We start from the raw sequence: 20187 nt of genomic DNA, 5'->3' as shown, positions 1-20187 counted from the left end.
CGCTTTGCCAACATCTCTCGCTTTTCAGGCTACTATACGGCCAAACGGCAAATTTGGACAGTTAAGGCGATTAAATTCTGCGATATACACAAGTCGCGTTTACTATTCTGGACATACCGGCAAGTCAAAAATGAATGTGAGCCTTTTTCCCGGATCAAATCCAGGCTTCTGTTCTCGCGTTTTTTTCTATTTTTGTCCTACCTATGCATTGGCTCTATCTGATTTTGCTGTTTTCGCTGACTCCCATTGTAGGGGATGCATCGGGCAATGAATTCGCGGCAAGTGCGGTCGAAACCTCCCCTTATATGGTCACACAACGAATCCATGTTTTTTTTACCGGCAAGGTGCAAGGCGTTGGATTCCGGCAATCGGTGCACGATTACGCCGTCGAATTGGGCCTCAAAGGCTGGGTCAAAAACCTTGAAGATGAGCGGGTAGAGATGGTCGCCGAAGGAAATGAGGATGATCTGAATTTGCTGCTGGGCAAAATCTGCTCGGAATTCGAGGTCAAAAAAGCAGAAGTCAAAAAGGAAAAATATACCGGGAACCTCAAAGGATTTGAAATCGTGCGTTGAGTGATTCTCGTCTCAGAAGAATAGAAAAAGCCAGACAAATTGCCTGGCTTTTTCATTTTAATTCCCTGATTTTCTGATCAATAGATCACTGGCGAATTGGTATTGTAGAAGAGGAAGGCCCAAATGTCGGCGGCCTCTTCAATAATTTTACTGGTCGGCTTTCCGGCACCGTGACCTGCCATCGTATCGATCCGAATCAAGACGGGCAATTTGCCCTTGTGCGCCTCCTGCAGACGTGCAATGAACTTGTAGCTGTGTGCCGGTACGACGCGGTCGTCGTGGTCTGCGGTGGTGACCATCGTTGCGGGGTATGCGGTGCCGTCTTTGAGGTTGTGAAGCGGCGAATAACCATAGAGGTTGGCGAAATGCGCGGCAGAGTCACTGCGGCCATATTCGACGGCCCATGCGTGGCCGATGGTGAATTTGTGGTAGCGCAGCATGTCCATGACGCCGACACCTGGGTAGGCGACTTTAAAAAGGTCGGGACGTTGGCACATGACCGCGCCGACGAGCAATCCGCCATTGGAGCGGCCCATGATACCCAGCTTCTCGGAGCTTGTGTATTTGTTGGCGATCAGGTATTCGGCGGCGCCGATGAAGTCGTCAAATACATTTTGCTTCTTCAGGAGCATGCCACCTTGGTGCCAGGATTCGCCGTATTCGCCGCCACCACGCAGGTTGGCTACCGCATAGATGCCGCCATTTTCAAGCAATACAATGTTGGAGGTGCTGAACGCAGGCAAAATGTTGATGTTAAATCCGCCGTAGGCATAGAGCAACGTCGGATTGTTGCCGTCCATTTTCAAGCCCTTTTTGTGGACGATGAACATCGGCACCTTGGTGCCGTCCTTGCTATTGTAGAAGACCTGATTGGTCTCATACTTCGTGGGATCAAAATCGACTTCCGACTTCCGGTATTGTTCGGATTTGTTGGTTTCGACGTCGTATTTGAAGATCGTCGTGGGATAGGTAAAGGAAGTAAAGGTGTAGAATGCCGTTTTATCATCCTTTTTACCTTGAATATCGCTCGCAGTGCCGATGCCGGGCAGCGTCACTTCGCCAAGGGACTTGCCGTCGACGGAATAAACGTAGATTTTGCTGCTTGCATCCTTCAAGTAGCTTGCAAAAATTTTCCCGCCGACAAGCGAAACACCCGTCATGACTTCTTCCTTTTCAGGAATAACGACCGTCCAGTTTTCCTTTGCAGGCTTATTGACGTCGATTTTGACCAAGCGTTGCTTGGGGGCGCCTTCGTTGGTCATCACAAGCAGCTGGTCGCCGACGTTGTCAATCACATTGTAACTGTTGTCAAATGTCGTGACGATGTCAATGAATTTGGATCCTAGCTTGGACAGATCTTTGACTTTCAGTGCATTGTCATTGGTGGCACCTTCGCTCAAAAACAACAAAAGGAAGCGTTCATCCTCCGTAGTCCCAGCATAAACACCACGTTTCGGATGGGCTGGATCTTGATAAATCAACTGATCCTTGCTTTGATCTGTGCCGAGCTTGTGGAAATAGACCTGCTGATTTTCGTTTTCAGAGGAAAGCTGTTTGTTGGCTTTGGGTTCGGCAAATCTGCTGTAAAAAAAGCCATCCCCTTGCCAGGCTGCGCCCGAGAATTTGATCCATTTCAAGTGATCGGCGACTTTTTCGCCTTTGTCCACGTCCATGACAAAAAATTCGTTCCAGTCAGAGCCGCCTTCCGATACGCCATAAACGGCACGCTTGCCATCAGCGGAAACGCTAAATGTAGAAAGGGAGGCCGTGCCGTCGGCTGACAACTTGTTGGGATCCAAGAAAACCCGGGGTTCGCCATCCAAACCATCTTGAATGTAGAGAATGGCTTGATTCTGAAGTCCGTCGTTTTTGTAGAAGAAATAGTGATTGCCTTCCTTGAACGGGGCGGAATATTTTGGGTAATTCCAGACTTTCTCGAGGCGCTCCTTGATTTTGTTGCGGAATGGCACCTTTTCCAGCCAACCAAAGGTTACTTTGTTTTGCTCAGCGACCCAATCTTTTGTCGCAGCAGAATCCTCGACCTCGAGCCAACGGAATGGATCTTTGACTTTGGTGCCAAAGAAATCCTCTTCAACATCGACTTTTGCGGTTTGAGGGTAGGTAACGGGAATCAGGGGCATGGAATCGTGAGATTGATCAGAGTTTTGCGACTGTCCATCAGGCTTGTTGCAGGCTACAAGCAACAAAGCAGCAACAATCGGCAGGAAGTGTCTTTTTTTCATGTGAATGCGTATTTTCCAGAATTGAAATGGCTGGAAAATTAAGCATATTCCTTTGAACTAATGCCTTGTCAGCGGGGTGAATTGTTGCCATTCTGCAAAAACAGAAAATGCTCTCTTTTGAAAGCATTTCCCGTCTGAAATGTATTCTGAAAGTTTCCTTAGCGGACAATAGTGATGTTGCCTGAACGCCTGATATCGGCCTTCTTGGCATTGGAAGCGCTGAGTACAAAGACATAGATGCCTGAAGCGACTTGTTTGCCTGCCGATTCGCCGGTCCAGCGAAAAGAGGGGGAGTCTGAAAAATAAACCCTGTTTCCCCAACGGTCAAAGACTTGAAATTCAAATCTTGTGAAGTTGGCGTCAGGGATATAAAAAACATCATTGACACCGTCGCCATTGGGTGTGAAGGCGTTCGGGATAAAAACCCCGCTTTCGTCTTCACCCTTGGGTAGGGCACCAGAATAATTTTCACTGTTCTGCGCGTGCAGGACACCCACAGAAAGCAAGAGCAACAATGCGAGAAAGGATAGAATCCTCTTCATAGATTTCAAAACTCCAAATTACCTGTTAGCAATATACGCACATGTTGGCAAGAATCAATCCTTTTTTCGCGAATTGCAGGTTTTGGGCACCCAACGGTTAGTTTTTGTGCTTCAAATGTCATTCGAATGGATTCATCCGTATTGATTTCCCCATTCCCAAAGCCCTTTTTCCCAGCGTAGAATCACCAGTTTGACATCGAAGGCGCCCCAACTCAATCCCCAGATTCAGGGCCGAATGCAGATTACTTCACGGGAACCTTGCCGCTGTACTCAAATCGCATTTTTTTTGCCGGAAGGTCAGGACCTTGCCGCGCATGCTCCTCAGTTAAGACGCGACCTTGGGCATCATAAGTGTAGACAACTGTTTCATTCACCATGCATTTCCCGGCCGCAAAACCCGCCTCGTCACAGAGCCCCTTGTATTGCACCTGCTTTGTCAGACGTCCAAGTTTGTCATATTCAAACTTGGCTTTCAACTGCTTGGTCTTAAAATAGGCACTAAAATCCTGCAAATAAATCGCAGTCTTTTTGCCATCCGGGTTGTATTCAAAGTATTCAATTTGCGAAGGATTGCCCTCATTGTCCATTCGCTCGATCTTGGTTGGGTTGCCGCTGTCATTGTAGCTGTACTTGACTCCCAAGAGTTCCTTCCCATCAAAAGACTCAAATTGTCTGATCACCCTTCCTTTCGAATCGAGTTCCATCCGCATCTTGACCTGTGTTATTGCCTCCACAAACCTGCGGTCTTCCTCTTCCGAAGCGATCAAAGTTCCATTTGTATCAAATTTGTTAATCACCTTTAGCACCACCCGTGAATCGGCGGCGGAAAACAATTCCGTCGTTTGCTGGGTGTGATTGTCGTTCCAAACTGAACGGTATTCCATGGTCTGAGCCGCTCCGCCCATGTCTTCTACCTTTAAAGTTTCATATCCCCCGGCATCGTATTGTGTAGTTATGCGTTGAGGATTTGCGCCGTAAACAACTACGGCAATTTCATGCCCGGCGTCATCGTAAGTATAGTCTGCTGACAGTTGCCAATCGCTTTGGGCAGTACTGGAATCCCCCATGATCATGGTAAATTCCCGCTTCATATTGCCTTGAAGCGGAGCAACCTGCTGCTTCAAGCTATCAGCCGCAGTGCCCTTACTTTCAGCTTCACGGCTGCCTTCAGAGGTGCATCCGGCAGCGAAAACAATCATCGACCAAAATGCCAGCTTACCAAAATGTTTCATAGGGCGAGTTTATAGAAGTTCGCGGTAAATCACAATTGCTCGCTTTCAGGAAAGGATCTGTTGAAAGGGGGGGGGACAAATTGTCCCCCCCCCTTTCAGTATCGCTACAAAGGGCAACCGAACTTAAAATCACCACATTTCCAATCAAAAGGCATTCCCCAAAAAGATTCTTGCTGATTTCAATGGCTTTTCTCTGATTTTTATCTGTTTTAAACCATGAACGAGATCAACGTTTTGAGTCAAAACAGGTTCGAACCCTCTGGGACACCAAGGAAGAGCGATGGTATTTTGTGGTGATGGATAATTTGCTTCTACGCCTACCCCGGCGAGGGTCCCGGCCGCCCCCTGGAACCGCGGGGGGCGCGCCGGCAGGGGGGGGTGGGGGGGGGGGGGGGTGGGCGGGGTTTAACCTCCAAAATATTCAGCAGCCAACCGCTCCCGATGATCAGGATGGGCGATCTCAAGCAATGCTGCTGCACGTTGCCGGATTGATTTCCCGTATAGATTTGCTATTCCGTATTCGGTCACGATGTAATGTACGTGTGCACGGGTCGTCACAACGCCTGCACCGGACTTCAGGTAAGGCACGATCCGGCTTTCGCCTTTGCTTGTAAGCGATGGCAGGGCAATAATTGGCTTTCCGCCTTCTGCCAATGAAGCGCCTCGGATGAAGTCCATTTGACCGCCAACTCCACTGTAGAGGAACCTTCCTATGCTGTCGGCGCAGACCTGTCCCGTCATATCGACTTCGATCGCACTGTTGACGGCGGTCATTTTATGCTGCTTTCGGATCACCGCCGTATCATTTACATAAGCGATGTCCAACATGCGCACTTGCGGGTTGTCATCGATAAAGTCATACACCCTCCGAGAACCCATCACAAACCCGGAAACAATCATCCCGTGGTGGCGTTTTTTGTATTTTCCTGTGATAATGCCCTTTTCGACGAGGTCTACCACGCCGTCACTGAACATTTCCGTGTGGATTCCGAGGTCTTTGTGATTCCCAAGTGCTGCCAAAACTGCATTCGGAATGGCACCGATCCCCATTTGCAGGGTGGCGCCGTCTTCGATCAAACTTGCCACATGTCCACCGATTGCCATTTGTATTGCATCAGGCACAGGAACCTCGCTTTCAAAAATCGGCGAATTGTCCTCGACCAAAAATTTGAGTTTGCTCACATGTACAATGCCGTCGCCATGGCTCCTTGGCATACTGGGATTGATGACGGCGACAACATCGCGTGCCGTTTCCACGGCTGCCAAACTTGCATCGACTGAAACGCCCAAGCTGCAGAATCCATGGCTATCCGGCGGAGAAACCTGAATCAAGGCCACATCGATTTTGAGCAACCCACGCCTGAAAAGCAATGGTACTTCGCTGAGAAATACGGGAATGTAGTCAATATTGTCAGCGCGGCTGTCGTTGGTGGCCTTTCTCACGTTGGGGCCGATAAACAGTGACGAGACCCTGAAACTATCTTTGTATTCGGGAGCGGCGTAAGGCGCCGTGGCTTCATGGTGCAGGTGCACGATCTCTACATTTCGCAGGTCTGGCGCACGTTGTACCAAGGCATCAATCAATATTTGAGGAGCAGCAGCCGCGCTATGAATGAAGACGCGGTCCCCGGATTGGACGCACTGCAATGCTTGAATGGGTGTCAAAAAGGTCATCGAATTCTATTTTGCGCAAAAATACACCGACAGCGCACTTGCGCGACTGACTAAAATCAGTTTTTGATACCCGCATTCCTTTTCATGCCTGTTGCTTGGCGAGAAAGCGACCCGACTATTCTCAGCGGCGCACTGCGCGGTGCTTCACGATTTCCATATCTTGCACCATGTTTTCCAAGGAAGAGGCCAAGCAACTCCGTATCGACTTTTGGACCGCGTTTGGCGTGTACATGCGACAACATTTGCCTGTGGCAGACGCCAACAAGAAATGGGTCAATTACAACACCGGCGTGAAGGGCATATTTTTCCGATTGGATGCTGAACCGAAATTTGTGCGGGTATCCATTACGGTTGAGCATTCAGACGAAGGAATTCGGGGCCTTTTTTATGAACAATGGCTGGAACTCCGTAGCTACCTGGAAATAGAATCGAATGCGGAATGGACATGGGTTCGAGAAGAATTCCTCCCGGACGGACGCCCGATCAGCCGCATTTCCAGAATGCAGCAGGGACTCAGCCTCTACAACCGTGCAGATTGGTCGTCGATGTTTCAATTTTTGGAAAGCGGAATCCTCCCCCTCGATAGCATTTGGGCAGATTGCGGCGATGTTTTCAAGGACCTTGCCGAATGACCACATGCAATTGACCATCCTCAAGAAGCCTGAATCCTCAGCCATTAGGAAGCGATCCTACAGCACTTAATAGCAAAGTTCGACCTTTTCTGCAGGAACATAGTGGATACCAATCTCCTCAGAACGACCAGATTGCACAGAGAACTGAACACGGAGACATCCATATTTTTGCTTGAAAAACTGGACTTTGTATCCTGGAATTTTTTCCTCGCGCACAGGATCGCCGTAACGGAATTCCAGATCAGCAGGTTTCAAATTCAGCAAACGGTTGTCCCAAGCACCCTTGAAATCCTTTCTGATTTCCCAGTAGTCCCGGCCTGTGTAGGCATAAAAATCATGGTTAATGAAGAACACCCCTCCTCCACAATTATAACCTTCTTCTTCCTTGGTCACGCCGGTAAAGCATGGAAGTGCCTCCTGAATCTTGTCCATGGTGGCATTGGGCTTGAGTTTGTTGATCGTACCCTTTTTGATACTTACCACAATCTCAGGGCAATTGCCGTTTTGAGCGTGACCGCCCAAAACAATGCCCAAAAACATCAAAATCAATAGCAGTTTCAACTTCATCTTCATTATCCTATCCTGGAGATTACTTTCCACACAAAAACTGCTTTCCTCTTTCAAATGAAGGTGCTTTCTCAAGGCAACACTTCCAAAGGTGGCGCACCACCCAACCGTTTTCAAACAAAAATGCCAAGCGCAGATGGTTTTCAGGAACGGCAATCCTCACTTGGCACTCGAGATCGCCTCCCCAAAGTGCATACGCACCTCTTAAGGCAAAACCGAATTTCCTTGTGGAAACCGTTACTGAAAATACTGGACTTGGCGATAGACTGATTCAATTCGAAAGTTAGCAGATCGTGAGTCAAATGCAAGGGGTTTTGTAAAAAATATCTTTGTCAAACGTTCCAAATCCAAGCTATTTGGCAACTGTCATTTTCGTATCCGCCGCCACGATTTAGTTGGAATCGTTCAGAATCAATCGGTCAGGACTTTTTCAACCATCTTCGGAACCAACCTTTGCGGGTATAGAGTGGATCCTTTTTCGGTTGATGCCCATAGTCAAACTGAAAGAAATAGGTACCGTCATCCGCGATGCCGATTGGGAATGCCGTTCTGCGAAGCCAATACTCATCATCCAAGGCTGGATTGGGGTCCTTTGCAAGGTCCATCCGAAAGCGGCTGCGAGAAGTCTCGACGATTTCGGCTTCTTGGCTGTGTTGGTTCATTGCGTAGAATGCGACCTGATCGGCGGGAATTTGCAGCAAAGTGATGAGCGCATACTGCCCTTCCAAGAGCACGTCCAAAATCTTGAAAAAGCATCCACGCGGCATCGTCCAAGCACCATAGGCAACAAAACTCTCCCGAAACTCATTGGCCATGTTGGTAATCACATGGTAACGCGAATGCGCAAGCGGCCCACTTTCGAATTCGGAGACATCGATGAATCCCGTTTCTTGTATCACCAGGCCCGGCTTGTATTTGCCAAAGACGCCGGGAGCAAAATTGGCATCCCGAATAAACGTTTCTAAATCTGTGAGCGGAGCAGGCATGGATTGATTCTGATCCACTGTTGATTGGCCTGGAATCACTTCTGCCTTTTGCGCCGTTTCAGCTTTTGTTGATTTACACATCGTCGTTCTACTTGGCAATTGAGTATGCGACAAATGTAAATTGTCAAATTTCCTCGCGCAGCAAGAATGAACGAACGGTACACCTGGAAGGACGAAGTGGTCGTTTCACTTACCCAACGGGCAGGAGCGCATGGCGGAAATGCAAGCGGAAACGATCATCCAGAGGCAATTTAGCCATCGTCGCGTTCGCTTCAACGCCGATTTCATACCGATTAACTCCGTTTTCCCGTTTGCGGCTCAGGGCAAGCCCAATTTGGATGAACGGGTCAAATTTTGGATAAACGGGCCCGCTTTCCGGACGAAAGGGCAGGATGAGAAATGAAGATCTTTTGTTGGTGCCTACTTTTTCAGGTCCAAGGTCCAGCTCAAATAGGCGATACGGCCAATGGTTGGTGAACCATAAGCTTCGATGTGGTAATTCCCCAGCAAATTGGAAGCACCAAGCCTGAATACTGATTTCCAAGATTTTACATCATAGCTGATTTGAGCATCCATCATGGAATAGCTCGGAACGGGCCCATCACCAAAGCTGCTTTCCCAATAGAAATTGTCGACCCATTTGAAATTGGCGCCAAATCCCAAGCCTTTCCAAACATTCCGGCCAGTGACACCGACATTGAATTTATGCTTTGGCGTGTTGAATCCAGGGATAATCGGGTCGGTCAAACCGGTCGTGTCCAAAATCGAAAGCGTATAGTTCGCGGTTGCAGAAATACCCTTTCCGAAATAAAACGACATCGCCAATGTGCCACCATAGCTTGTGACATTCTCACTTGCATTCGTGGGGATCTGATAGACTTGGTAGGTTTGGTTGCTGCCTGAATTGGTGAGTAAGGCATTTTCCCCGCTCTCCTCCCCTGCCACGGCGCCATTCAGCGGGTTCACGACCCTGACATCGCCAATGAAGTTGCTGTAGATGCTGTAATAGCCTGAAAGGTCGATGAAAAGCCGTTCGCCCAAGATGGTGCGGTATCCGACTTCCAAGGACTTGATTTGCTCTTGTTTGAGCGGTGCCAAGGTGATGGTCTGCAAACGCGTCGGATCAATTTCAAAGGTCGAATCATAATGATCTTGAAAGTCCTCCACGGAGGCCAAGGTATAGAGATTTTCCCATCCATCGAGGTTTCCGGAGAGCGTGATCGGACCCAAATCGAGCAAAATGTACTGATTTTGCAACGTCGGGCTGCGGAATGCGCTTTGTGCTGCGACACGGAAATTGTGTGTCCGAAACGAATAAACAGCCGACAATCTCGGCGATACCTGCGGCTTGAAATTTTGATTCTTATCAAAACGCAAGGAGCCGGAGATTTTCAGACGGTCATCGAGCAAACGCTTGGATGCCTGCACATAGGCTCCCACTTCCCATTGCGAAATGTCTGCATACTTTGCATCAGGGTCATTTTGACCATTGGGCAGGGTGTCACCGACGTTGATCAGGGTGTCCCTGAAAATGGTACCGAAAGAATTGGGATCATACCGCCGCACGTTTCCGCCCATCATCAGATCCAATGGCTTCAGGTTAAAATTGTATTGACCTTCAACATGTTGCAAAGAGGAACGGTCCACAAATTTCGAACCTTCCTTGAGGTCCGGATTGGTTGTGATCGTGTTAAACAGACTGTCAAACGTGGTGGAACCCGGCTGATACCAAGCGTCAGATGCCGCAGTCAAGGCTGCTGCTTTGGCGCTGTCGACCATCCAAGGATCTGCATCTGCATCAAATCCATTCGTCAGGGTATCCAACGTTCCGAAGTACTGCTTCAGATACTCGGAAACGTAGTTTCCCACGCCCGCCTTTGAGATATTGATCGCGGTAAACACGATGTCATAGCTATCACCCGCATTTTCCAAGGTCGTGTAGGCGCGTACAAAACCATTCTTGCCTTTCAATTCCAGACGATGCTGCTGAAAGAGAATGTTGTTGATGCCATACCGGTTGGTGCCCTGGTAAATCGCCGTTCCGCGACCAAATTTGTAATCGTAGCTTAACTCAAGGCTGTCTTTAAGCTTGTAATGCAAGCCGGCCCCAAACTTGATGCTATGCGAAAAACGTTTGGTGAGGTCAATTTCGCGGTAGCCGGGGGCGGTGATATCGACATTCCCCGGATAGGCAACAGGGTTGAAATCCAGGTAGTTGTTGAGGGCAATCCATTTATCGCGGTCTTCCTGGCTCAAGCTCTGATCATACTGTTGTTGTTGCACGATCGAGCTGAGATTTTGCGTCGTGCTGATGTCGCCATAGAGATTAGCCACCGAATCGGTCGCCCACCATTCTCCTGCTTTTGAACCCGAACCTGTTACCTTGATGGCGAAACGTTGTTTGGCGCCAAAGGCATGGGCATAGCGAAATTGGCCATCAAACATGTCGCGATCCAAGGATCCGCCTTTTAGCTGCAAACTCAGTCCTTGATAGAGATAGGGATCCTTGGTGGTCATGCTGATGACCCCTTGAAACGCATTCGGGCCATACAAGGCAGATGCGGCTCCGGAAATCAATTCGACACTTTGGAGGTCGAGATCATTGGCGCCCACCAAGTTGCCGACCGGGAAATTCAAACCGGGCGCCTGATTGTCCATCCCGTCAATGAATTGCACCGAGCGCACCGGTGAAGTCGTATTGAAACCGCGGGTATTCACGGTCTTGAAGCCAATACTCGAAGTGGTGATGTCCACCCCAGCCAAATTCCCGATGCTCTGGTAAAAATCCCCGGAAGCTGCACCTTGAATTTCGCTAATGCCCATTTTTTGAATGGTGACGGGCGACTGCAAAATGTTTTCGGCGACGCGCGAACCCGTAATCACCACTTCTGCCCCCAAAACGGCGGTGCTGCGCAAACTGAATGACAATTGGGTTGCCGATTTGGCTGTCACTTTGGTGATTTGCGGCGAATAACCCAGGTAGCTCACCTCTATATCCACCGCCTCGTCCCCCTGAAAGGTCACTGCAAGTGAATAATTTCCGGATTCATCCGACATGGCACCCGCCGATTTGGCCTTTACCTGCACTTGTGCCCCTACCAAGGCTTCGTTCGTCTCACTGTCGAGGATCCGACCCTTGAAGGTCACGGTTTTGAGCTCGACAAACTGCGCCTGACCTACGACTGCAGCAACGACAAATAGGCAAAACAAAGCAATACGCTTCATGTATCAGTAGTTCTAGTTGTTCAAAAAGAAGGATTCTACCCCAAATTACTTCTGCACCACCAACTTTTCGGAGGCTGATTTTCCGGTTTTTTGGTCGATCATCTTGACGAAATACACGCCGCTTTGCATGGCGCCCATTTCCAATTCCATTTGCTCACGCATGTCACCGTCAATGACCAATTGCCCGATCGCATTGAACACTTGCAAACGGTAGTTCCCGGGCTTGCTCGCGTGTACGGTGGCAATGTTGCGCGTCGGATTGGGGTAGATCAGCATATCGGTACCCATTTCCATCGTTGCTGCCTCGGCCTCTCCCACAAAAAAGTTGGGATCATAAACGGGCAAATTGATGTATGCAGGGTGTTCCGGCGAAAAATGAACACGCTGCACCGCTACGCGTGGCGCCATTTCCACACCATTGTACATATAGGTCTGACCATCACCCGGCTTACGGCGGAAAAATTCGCCATCCTCGATCGGAAGATTTGGATTGACCTGATAGCGTGTATAGTTGCTCGAACTGATGAGGATTTTGACCTTGTGATCGATCCCCCAAGTGTAGGCAATCGGCAACATGCGGAATTTATACTGATAAATCTGACCGCTTTCGATGTTGTTGAAAGGGATATCAGCTTTCTCTACGCCATGGTCGGCCATGTGTTTGGCATACAACCGCGCACGGGCATTCACGGCACCTTCAAATACAAAATACTGACTTCCATCGGGATACACGTCCAACACACGCACGTTGAAATCGGTATCTGTTGGCCCGGCAGGCCCCGCAGGATTGGTCTTTGCATAGAGATTCATGACAGGAAAGCCCATGATGGTCATGGTATCGTTCAGGGCATCGGTTTCAAAGGCGATTACACCTTCACGGTCCATGGTATAAGGTGCGTACCGCGGGTCAGCCAGGTTGAATTGGCCTTGGCTGTCGCGGGTGCCATCGGGGGTCCGCACGATCATGTTGCTGCCACCAATCGTCGCAATCGGGTTGTCGGGATCGTGGACAAACAATTTGTAACCTTCGTCCGCAACCGGCGCGGCATCGTCCATGCGGCCATCTTGGTGCAAATATTTGGGCGTCCAACGGATGTGCTGTACCATTGGGAAGGTATCGGCAGCAAACCAATAATTGCCTACACCTTGATTGGCAGCAACACCATCATCCACAGGACCAGGCACATACATCCGCACAGCGGGTACACCCTGTGAAAAATCCTTGAAGGGAATCGCGCCCATCGGTGACGCAGCGATGTCCGGGATGAGCGGACCAAGATTCGGAACGGGAATCGTGAAAGGCAAAGTGTTGCCAAACAGATTTTCCTTGACCTCAACGGGTACACCCTGCAAGTCGCCTTCGCCGATGATAAAGTTGATCAGATCCTGCAATGGCAACACCAAATCAGCTGATGGAACACGCACTTGAAACAAGTTGCTTCCGACATCCTGCCAGATTTGGCTCTCAGGGATGATGACTTTGGGTTCGCCAAGCTCGCGGCCGGGGATATAATTCAAATTGTAGCGGAACCATCCGACAATCTCCGAATTGATCGCCTTTCCAAGGTCCAGATTATTGCCGAAGTCGTCGAGGTTGATGCCGATCAAGTCACCGACATTTTCGGGATAGGTGCGGTCACCTGTCGTGCGTCCACCTGTGGTTTGGTGAGCCCAAGGGCCGATAATGAGCTTTTGCAGGTTGCGAATACCGGGTTCATTGTATTGCCGCATCCTTTGCCATGTGTCAATTTGGCCATCCGTAAAGATGTCCCACCATCCGCTGAGATGGTAGGCCGGCACTTTCAGGTTGGTGTAGCGGCTGAATTGACCGTTGGGGTCGCCTTCGCCATTGGCATCAACGGGCGCAGCGGATGCGTCCATGTCGGCGCGGCCGCGACTTGTCGGGTAGTAACCGCAGGGCTCATCATTGTATTGAACGGTGCTGAAGTGGTCAATGGCCTTGTTGGCAGCATCGAATTTGTTGGGGAGACCGTAATCCGTGGCGCTGTGCAAGGTATTGTCGATGTCGTTGTCGATGTCGTTGAGGTCATCGTCGGTTCCCGTAAAAATCTGTCCCTTGAGCCATCCCGTGACAATGCGGTCACGGAAAACACCATTTTGGTAACCGGTATAGCGGTAATGCTCGAGGGTCGCGACAATCGGAAACAAGGCTTTGAGACCGGGTTTGGTGGGATCAGGATCGATGCGATGCGCGGCTGCGGCTTGATACTGCGAATTGCCCAGTGCAGAGGCACCAAACATCGCAATGTCGCCTGTGGTCATCTTGTCAGAGGTGTGGGGCAGGTTTCCGTAGTCGCGGAAAAGGCTGTCAATGATGAATTTAATCGAATTGTAACCGTCTTCGTGGCGGTTGCCGTTGCGCGGGTCTGACAAGTCAGTCACATCCAAAACGTGCCCGTAATTGGGGTGATAGGGGTTTTTGTCCCAACTGTCACTGTACATGGGCATGTAAACGCCCTCGGAGGCATAACGTCCACGCATGTCTTGCATGACGGAGGCGTAGCCAAAGAGGCAAACGTATTCGCCGGTGATGTCGCCCGTTTTATCATAAGGTGTACGCGTAAAAACGACAGGCAATTGATAAGGATTCGGATTCAATTGCCCGCCGATCGAATCATAAAAAATAATCTGCGTGCGATTGGGAATGAGCATCACATCGCCCAAATTGGTCGTACCGCCCAGCCAACCGGGAAGCGGAAGGGTGATGTTGACCAACATGCAGTCCTGGGTCTGCGGAATAAACACATCTGTGCTGAGTTTGATCCCATCGGGCATGGTAAATGGGATGGTTTGCCGCGTAGAAAACTCCGAAATAGCGTCAATTTTCCCGTTCAAGACGTTTTGGCCTTGAGCTTCGAATGCCCCAAAACAGCAGACAAACCCTAAAAACAGCAATGCCAATTGTCGAAATCGCATCATGGGAATACGTTTTGTTGATTGAAAGAAACCAAACCGAATTATTTCGGAGGCTGAATATATCAATTATCGGATGGATTTCCCAAATCCCCACCCCATTTGTGGAGATTTTGGTCGTATCTGGCAAAAATGTCCCTCCAAAAGTCAGCAGGAAATCAGGTGCATGCACGCTCATCAAAGCTTGTCACCGCCACGAACCTTCGATCCGACAACCTTATTTTTTATTTGTCCAAGTCCACATCCAGAAACCACTTCTCCCCCAACTCCGTCGCCTTTTCCATCACACCGATTGCCGTGTTGAGGTCGGTAATCAGAAATTCGTAGTCCTGCGGGCGCACCAATTCATTCCGGATGAATGCTGCTTCATTTTTAAGCAATTTTTCACGCAGGAAATTGAGTTTTCTGAGCCCCTCTTCCGGTTCAAATCGCTGCCGAAAAACCGGCAAGGTTTTCGGATCCAAGCCCAAATGGCCATGCAATTCCGTTTTGTAGTCCTTGCGGGTAAAAGTGGTATGGCGCATCCAGCTTTGCCCCCACTCCTCTTCAGCCATTCGGTTGAGCAAGGGCGCATATGTGCCCATGAACTCGCAAGTGCAATAAATGAGGGTGTGCTCCTCAGCATCCGTGACCACAAAAAACCAATATTCCTGCATCTGAACCTCGCTTTAGGTTGAAATAAGGCAATTTTAGCGAGAATGGAAAATGTATCCCAGCGCGTTGGTCGCGGTTTAGCCTTGACAATCGAATAATCAGCGATTCGCCTAGGGCTGTTTTGTGCGCATCAGGTCAAAGCATGAAGACAGCACCTTCTCAAAGGACGTAGCTTTGCATCTGCGCCAAATGGCGATTGGCATGGATTCCGCTGAAAATCACCCATTCGGCACGGGTGAGATTTCCAAAAAACGGATGCGGGAATGCCATACAAAGCCCGTCCCAGCCCTTTTCGTTCCCGAGCTGTACCAATTCGGCACGGTTGGCAACGTAGGCGGCACGCCACTCGGCGTAGTCGGCAAACCTGCCCTTGGGATCAATCGCGCTGCCCCCTGCGAAGGGTTGGTTGAGGTCGGCCATACCGCGGGTCATGCGATTGCGGCTTTTTTCCAGATCACGTTCCACCGGTTCGGCATCGGGACGGGAAAGCTTTGCAGCTCCCTTTTCCACAATGAAAAGGTGCTCCAATACTTCCAATACCGACCATTTTCCAGAAGATGGTCGCAATTCGAACTGATCGGCACGCAAGCCATCGGCCCAATCGAGCAAATTTTGGGTATTGACTTCGAATTCAGCGGCAATCGTATGCATTGTATCAATGAGCTTTCCTTTCAGGTCTGAAATTTGGTCAAAAAACCGCATTCGAAGAAAAAAGTATGCGAGGTTCCCAAAATCCAGCGAATCTACTTGGGCAAACGCAACCATCCGAGAAGCCTGCTATCTGCCAGGCGGTAGGTGGTGCGATCATCCCTGAAGCGTAGCTTTTCCCGTGGCTTGCCAAATGGACCTGGATTCTGTTGAATGTATTCGATTTCGTGGCGATCGGCCTTTTCGTCATCGATCACCTTGCTCACGATCGCCACGTGTCCGTAGGTGTTCCAAGTTGTAGGTCCCCAGACCAACAAGTCACCAACCTGCGGATGCGAACGGCTTCCATTCTTGAATTGCCGTAGTCCGCGTGCCCCATTGATCGCCCCATCCTTCAACTCGGGGTCAAAAAAATCCTTGGCATGCCCATAGACATTGGGCATTTTGTGATTGTAATGCTCAAGATAATAGCGCTTTACAAACTCCACGCATTGAAATTTGATGCCGACATTGTAGCCATCGACCATATTCCGGCCATGGTTTTGGCTCACGCCGCCATTGTAGTAGACCGCTACCCCGTCCAAACTATCCAAGGCCTCTCCCACGGTATGGGAAGGGTTCCAATTGACTCGCTTGGAGAAATAAAATCCGGAAAATGCCACCACACCTACCACGGCAGCGATGATGCCCCACTTGATCCAAGCTTTTTTGCCGGCGGATTTTTTGCCTGTCGCGCGTCTTGCTGTTGGCTTTTTGGCGGATGGCTTTTTTGCCGCTGGTTTCTTCTTCTTCGTGCTTGGTGGTTTCATTGCCCCAAACTAAGGGCATTTCAACGGCAAGGGCAAACGAAAAAGTCCACAGGCAGGTTGCCAAAATGTCCATTACCCAGTGCAGACAGATTTTTAACGCATGAACCTCGCATTCCAATCAAAAATCGCGAAATTGCATTCAGTTATTGAAATCAACCCGAATGCAAAAATTTACACTTCGCAGCTTTGCTTGCTTGCTTTTGCTTTTCTCTTTCAGCCAAATGGCGACTGCGCAGCAGACAGTCGGCCTGTTTCAAAATGATGCTGGAACGGCTGAGGGCTACACCCTTTTTGCACCGCTGACGAGCACAAAAACCTACCTGATCGACAATTGCGGACGTGAAGTGCATCAATGGCCAAGTGGCAATACGCCGGGAAATACGGTGTATTTGCGCGAAGATGGGATGCTCGTACGTGCTGATCGCCTTACTAACCCCGATTTTAACATCGGAGGCGTTGGGGGCCGCGTTGAAATTCTCGATTGGAATGGGAATGTAACTTGGCATTATACCGTTTCAGATAGTATGCAGGCCCATCACCACGATGCCCTTCCCCTGCCCAACGGCAATGTGATGCTGATCGTTTGGGAATCCATTGACAGCTTGGAAGCGATTGCGAATGGCCGCGATCCCAATACCCTGACCTCCGATCTATTGCCAGACAAATTGGTCGAAATCGAGCCGACCGTGCCCGGCCAAGGCAATATCGTCTGGGAATGGCGTGCTTGGGACCACTTGGTGCAAGACTTTGACAGTACCAAAAACAACTTTGGGGTTGTTGCCGATCATCCGGAATTGATCAATTTGAATTACTACGACGCCACCTCCAAGCGAAATTGGATGCACTGCAACGGCATCGATTATGACCCCGCCAAGGATCAAATCGTGATCAGCAGCCACCGCTTCGACGAAATCTGGATCATCGACCACAGCACGACGACACAAGAAGCGGCAAGCCACAGCGGTGGGCTTCGTGGCAAAGGCGGCGACTTGCTCTACCGCTGGGGCAATCCACAGACCTACAACCGCGGCACAGTGAATGATCAGCGCTTGTTCGGGCAACACAACATTGGTTGGGTGCCGGCTGGCGACCAATACGCTGGAATGCTCAAAGTCTTCAACAATGGCCTCGGCAAGCCCGCAGGACCATTTTCCACGGCCGATATCTGGGAGCCACCTATGGATTTGCTCGGAAATTATACCATTAACCCGGGACAGCCATTTGGCCCGGTCAATCTCGCTTGGAGCTATGCAGACAGCCCTGCCTATTATTCCAACATCCTGTCGAGCGTGCAACGTCTTCCCGGCAACCATACTTTGATCTGCGAAGGCACGACGGGTCATTTCTTCGAAATTGATTCGGCTGGAAACACTGTCTGGAGTTATGTGAATCCTGTACAGGCCGCCGGACCACTCAACCAAGGCGATTCGATCACGGGAAATACCGTTTTTCGTGCCATTAAGTACCCGTCCAATTATGCTGGATTTATTGGGCATACGCTTACGGCAGGTGCGCCGATCGAAGGAAATCCCTTGCCTCCGTTGCCCAATTGCGAGTTGGCTGCAATCGGCTCCGAATTGGATTTGACCTTGGCGGAAGTTGGTCCCAATCCCTTTGCGGATCACCTGACGATCGTTGCTGCACCAAAAGGAAGGCATGCCTTTGAAATTTTGGGCGTGCAAGGGAGAATCGTCTATTCAGCTGAAAATCTGCGCATTGGACAGGAAATCGCAACAGGAAACTGGCCTTCGGGATTGTACTTCCTACGCATCCAGGGCAGCGCAAAGGCACTCAAGTTGGTGAAACAATGAGAAGCACATTCCTGCGAATGTTTGTCATCCTCTCCCTCCTTTCGGGATTCTTGGATGCCGCTGCGCAGCAGACCATCGGCCTTTTCCAATACGATGCCGGCACTTCGGATGGGTACACGCTGCTCGCACCCACGCCGAGCACCAACACCTACCTGCTGGACAATTGCGGACGCGCAGTGCACCAATGGCCGAGTGGTTACACGCCTGGAAACGCGGTGAGACTACTGGAAAACGGCGAATTGTTTCGCACATGCCGCATCGCCAACACGACCTTTCCGGGCGGCGGCCTCGGCGGACGGGTGCAAACAATGGACTGGAACGGCAATGTGACGTGGTTTTACCAATATTCCGATGCCAATCACAGTCAGCACCACGATGCATTTGTTCTTCCGAACGGAAATGTCTTGATGATCGCTTGGGAACTGAAAACCAGGGCCGAAGCCATCGCAGAGGGCCGGGATTCGACGCTCTTGCAACAGCGCCTTTGGCCTGATCATCTGATTGAAATCGAGCCCACGACGCCCGGCGCGGGCAATATTGTCTGGGAATGGCATGTTTGGGATCACCTCATTCAGGACCACGACAGCAATAAACCCAATTTCGGGGTTGTTGCCGACCATCCGGAACTCGTGGACCTGAACTATGTAAAGCCGGGAACGACCACTTACCGCGATTGGATGCACACCAATGGCATTGATTACAATCCGACGTTGGATCAAATTGCGATCAGCATCCACAACTTTGACGAGGTCTGGGTGATCGACCATAGCACCACCACACAAGAAGCTGCAAGCCATAGCGGTGGCAACAGCGGCAAGGGCGGCGACCTGCTTTACCGCTTCGGAAATCCAGCGGTATATGGACGCGGCACGAGCAACGAACATCTGCTTTTTGGGCAACACAATGTACAATGGGTGCCCGCAGGGGACCAATACTCGGGTCAACTGATGGTCTACAACAACGGCCTTGGCCGCCCCGCAGGGGCTTATTCGACCATCGAAATCTGGCAGCCGCCCGTCGATGTCAACGGCAATTACAGCATTTCCACCGGACAGCCCTTTGGCCCCGCAGCCATGTCCTGGACTTGGCAAGACAATCCGCCGACGGATTTCTACTCACAGCTGATTTCAGGCGTGCAACGCCTTCCCGGCAACCATACCCTGATCTGCGAAGGCAATTCCGGTCGCATCTTCGAACTCGACGACCAAGGCACGCAAGTCTGGGAATATGTAAATCCCGTGCAATCTGCCGGACCGCTCAATCAAGGCGATATTGCCAACAACAATGCCGTTTTCAGGGCCTACAAGTATCTCCCGACCTATCCGGGGTTGAATGGACAAGTCTTGACACCGGGCAATCAGATTGAAGGAAATCCGCTACCGCTGCCGGCGATTTGTACGGGTTCGGCGGCTGCGGATCCCCTGAGTTCTGGATTTTCAGTTGCTCCGAATCCATTTTCGGACGGTTTTTCCTTGCAACTGCTACATGAAGAAGGCGGTGTGATCGAAATCCATGACATGCAGGGAACTTTGGTCTTGCGGCAAGCTGTGCATTCCGGTGGCAACGTCATCGCGGCCTCCCATTTGGCGGCAGGAATTTATTCCGTGAGATTGCAAGGGAATGCCTCGGCGGTCAGGGTTGCAAAGGTTTGGTAG

At 50.2% G+C, this 20187-nt stretch carries 15 protein-coding genes; 4 read left to right on the top strand and 11 right to left on the bottom strand.

The features are described 5' to 3' along the window. Positions 1 to 203 precede the first annotated feature (203 nt). Positions 204 to 575, top strand: coding sequence for an acylphosphatase (locus IPN95_09185; protein ID MBK9449575.1), 372 nt, complete (start codon positions 204 to 206; stop codon positions 573 to 575). Positions 576 to 652: 77 nt separating this feature from the next. On the opposite strand, the gene IPN95_09180 is transcribed toward IPN95_09185, so the two are convergent. The 4 genes from IPN95_09180 to IPN95_09165 form a co-directional block, all read right to left on the bottom strand. Further along, a complete protein-coding gene (locus IPN95_09180; protein ID MBK9449574.1) occupies positions 653 to 2818 on the bottom strand; it encodes a S9 family peptidase in 2166 nt (721 codons plus the stop codon). A 158-nt stretch (positions 2819 to 2976) separates the two neighbouring features. Then, on the bottom strand, positions 2977 to 3360 hold the full coding sequence (locus IPN95_09175) for a gliding motility-associated C-terminal domain-containing protein (GenBank protein MBK9449573.1): 384 nt from the start codon (positions 3358 to 3360) through the stop codon (positions 2977 to 2979). Between the two features lie 242 nt (positions 3361 to 3602). Next, positions 3603 to 4592 (bottom strand): RHS repeat protein, encoded by a 990-nt coding sequence (locus IPN95_09170; GenBank protein MBK9449572.1) that lies wholly within the window; start codon positions 4590 to 4592, stop codon positions 3603 to 3605. A 405-nt stretch (positions 4593 to 4997) separates the two neighbouring features. After that, the gene (locus IPN95_09165) at positions 4998 to 6266 is read right to left on the bottom strand and encodes an acetyl-CoA hydrolase/transferase family protein (protein ID MBK9449571.1); all 1269 of its coding nucleotides are present in this window, start codon (positions 6264 to 6266) and stop codon (positions 4998 to 5000) included. Between the two features lie 167 nt (positions 6267 to 6433). Here IPN95_09165 and IPN95_09160 point away from each other — a divergent pair, with 167 nt between their 5' ends. Further along, complete coding sequence (locus IPN95_09160; GenBank protein MBK9449570.1) at positions 6434 to 6898, top strand: DUF4268 domain-containing protein; 465 nt, start codon at positions 6434 to 6436, stop codon at positions 6896 to 6898. 66 nt (positions 6899 to 6964) lie between these two features. On the opposite strand, the gene IPN95_09155 is transcribed toward IPN95_09160, so the two are convergent. The 7 genes from IPN95_09155 to IPN95_09125 form a co-directional block, all read right to left on the bottom strand. Next, on the bottom strand, positions 6965 to 7465 hold the full coding sequence (locus IPN95_09155; protein MBK9449569.1) for a hypothetical protein: 501 nt from the start codon (positions 7463 to 7465) through the stop codon (positions 6965 to 6967). 419 nt (positions 7466 to 7884) lie between these two features. Then, positions 7885 to 8532, bottom strand: coding sequence for a hypothetical protein (locus IPN95_09150; GenBank protein MBK9449568.1), 648 nt, complete (start codon positions 8530 to 8532; stop codon positions 7885 to 7887). Between the two features lie 339 nt (positions 8533 to 8871). Then, positions 8872 to 11676, bottom strand: a complete 2805-nt coding sequence (locus IPN95_09145) for a carboxypeptidase-like regulatory domain-containing protein (protein ID MBK9449567.1) — start codon at positions 11674 to 11676, stop codon at positions 8872 to 8874. Positions 11677 to 11721: 45 nt separating this feature from the next. Continuing rightward, positions 11722 to 14616 (bottom strand): CocE/NonD family hydrolase, encoded by a 2895-nt coding sequence (locus tag IPN95_09140; GenBank protein ID MBK9449566.1) that lies wholly within the window; start codon positions 14614 to 14616, stop codon positions 11722 to 11724. A 218-nt stretch (positions 14617 to 14834) separates the two neighbouring features. Then, positions 14835 to 15266, bottom strand: a complete 432-nt coding sequence (locus IPN95_09135; protein MBK9449565.1) for a hypothetical protein — start codon at positions 15264 to 15266, stop codon at positions 14835 to 14837. A 157-nt stretch (positions 15267 to 15423) separates the two neighbouring features. Beyond that, positions 15424 to 15915 carry a DinB family protein gene (locus IPN95_09130; protein ID MBK9449564.1) on the bottom strand — a complete coding sequence of 164 codons (492 nt, stop codon included), beginning with the start codon at positions 15913 to 15915 and terminating at the stop codon, positions 15424 to 15426. 92 nt (positions 15916 to 16007) lie between these two features. Continuing rightward, positions 16008 to 16721: a CHAP domain-containing protein gene (locus tag IPN95_09125; GenBank protein ID MBK9449563.1), complete on the bottom strand. Its 714-nt coding sequence runs from the start codon at positions 16719 to 16721 to the stop codon at positions 16008 to 16010. Between the two features lie 161 nt (positions 16722 to 16882). Here IPN95_09125 and IPN95_09120 point away from each other — a divergent pair, with 161 nt between their 5' ends. Then, the gene (locus IPN95_09120) at positions 16883 to 18532 is read left to right on the top strand and encodes an aryl-sulfate sulfotransferase (protein ID MBK9449562.1); all 1650 of its coding nucleotides are present in this window, start codon (positions 16883 to 16885) and stop codon (positions 18530 to 18532) included. Beyond that, the gene (locus IPN95_09115) at positions 18529 to 20187 is read left to right on the top strand and encodes an aryl-sulfate sulfotransferase (protein MBK9449561.1); all 1659 of its coding nucleotides are present in this window, start codon (positions 18529 to 18531) and stop codon (positions 20185 to 20187) included. Before IPN95_09120 ends, IPN95_09115 begins: the two co-directional genes overlap by 4 nt.

This window comes from Bacteroidota bacterium, from assembly GCA_016718825.1.
GTDB lineage: Bacteria > Bacteroidota > Bacteroidia > J057 > JADKCL01 > JADKCL01.
This window is presented reverse-complemented; position numbering and strand designations above follow the sequence as displayed.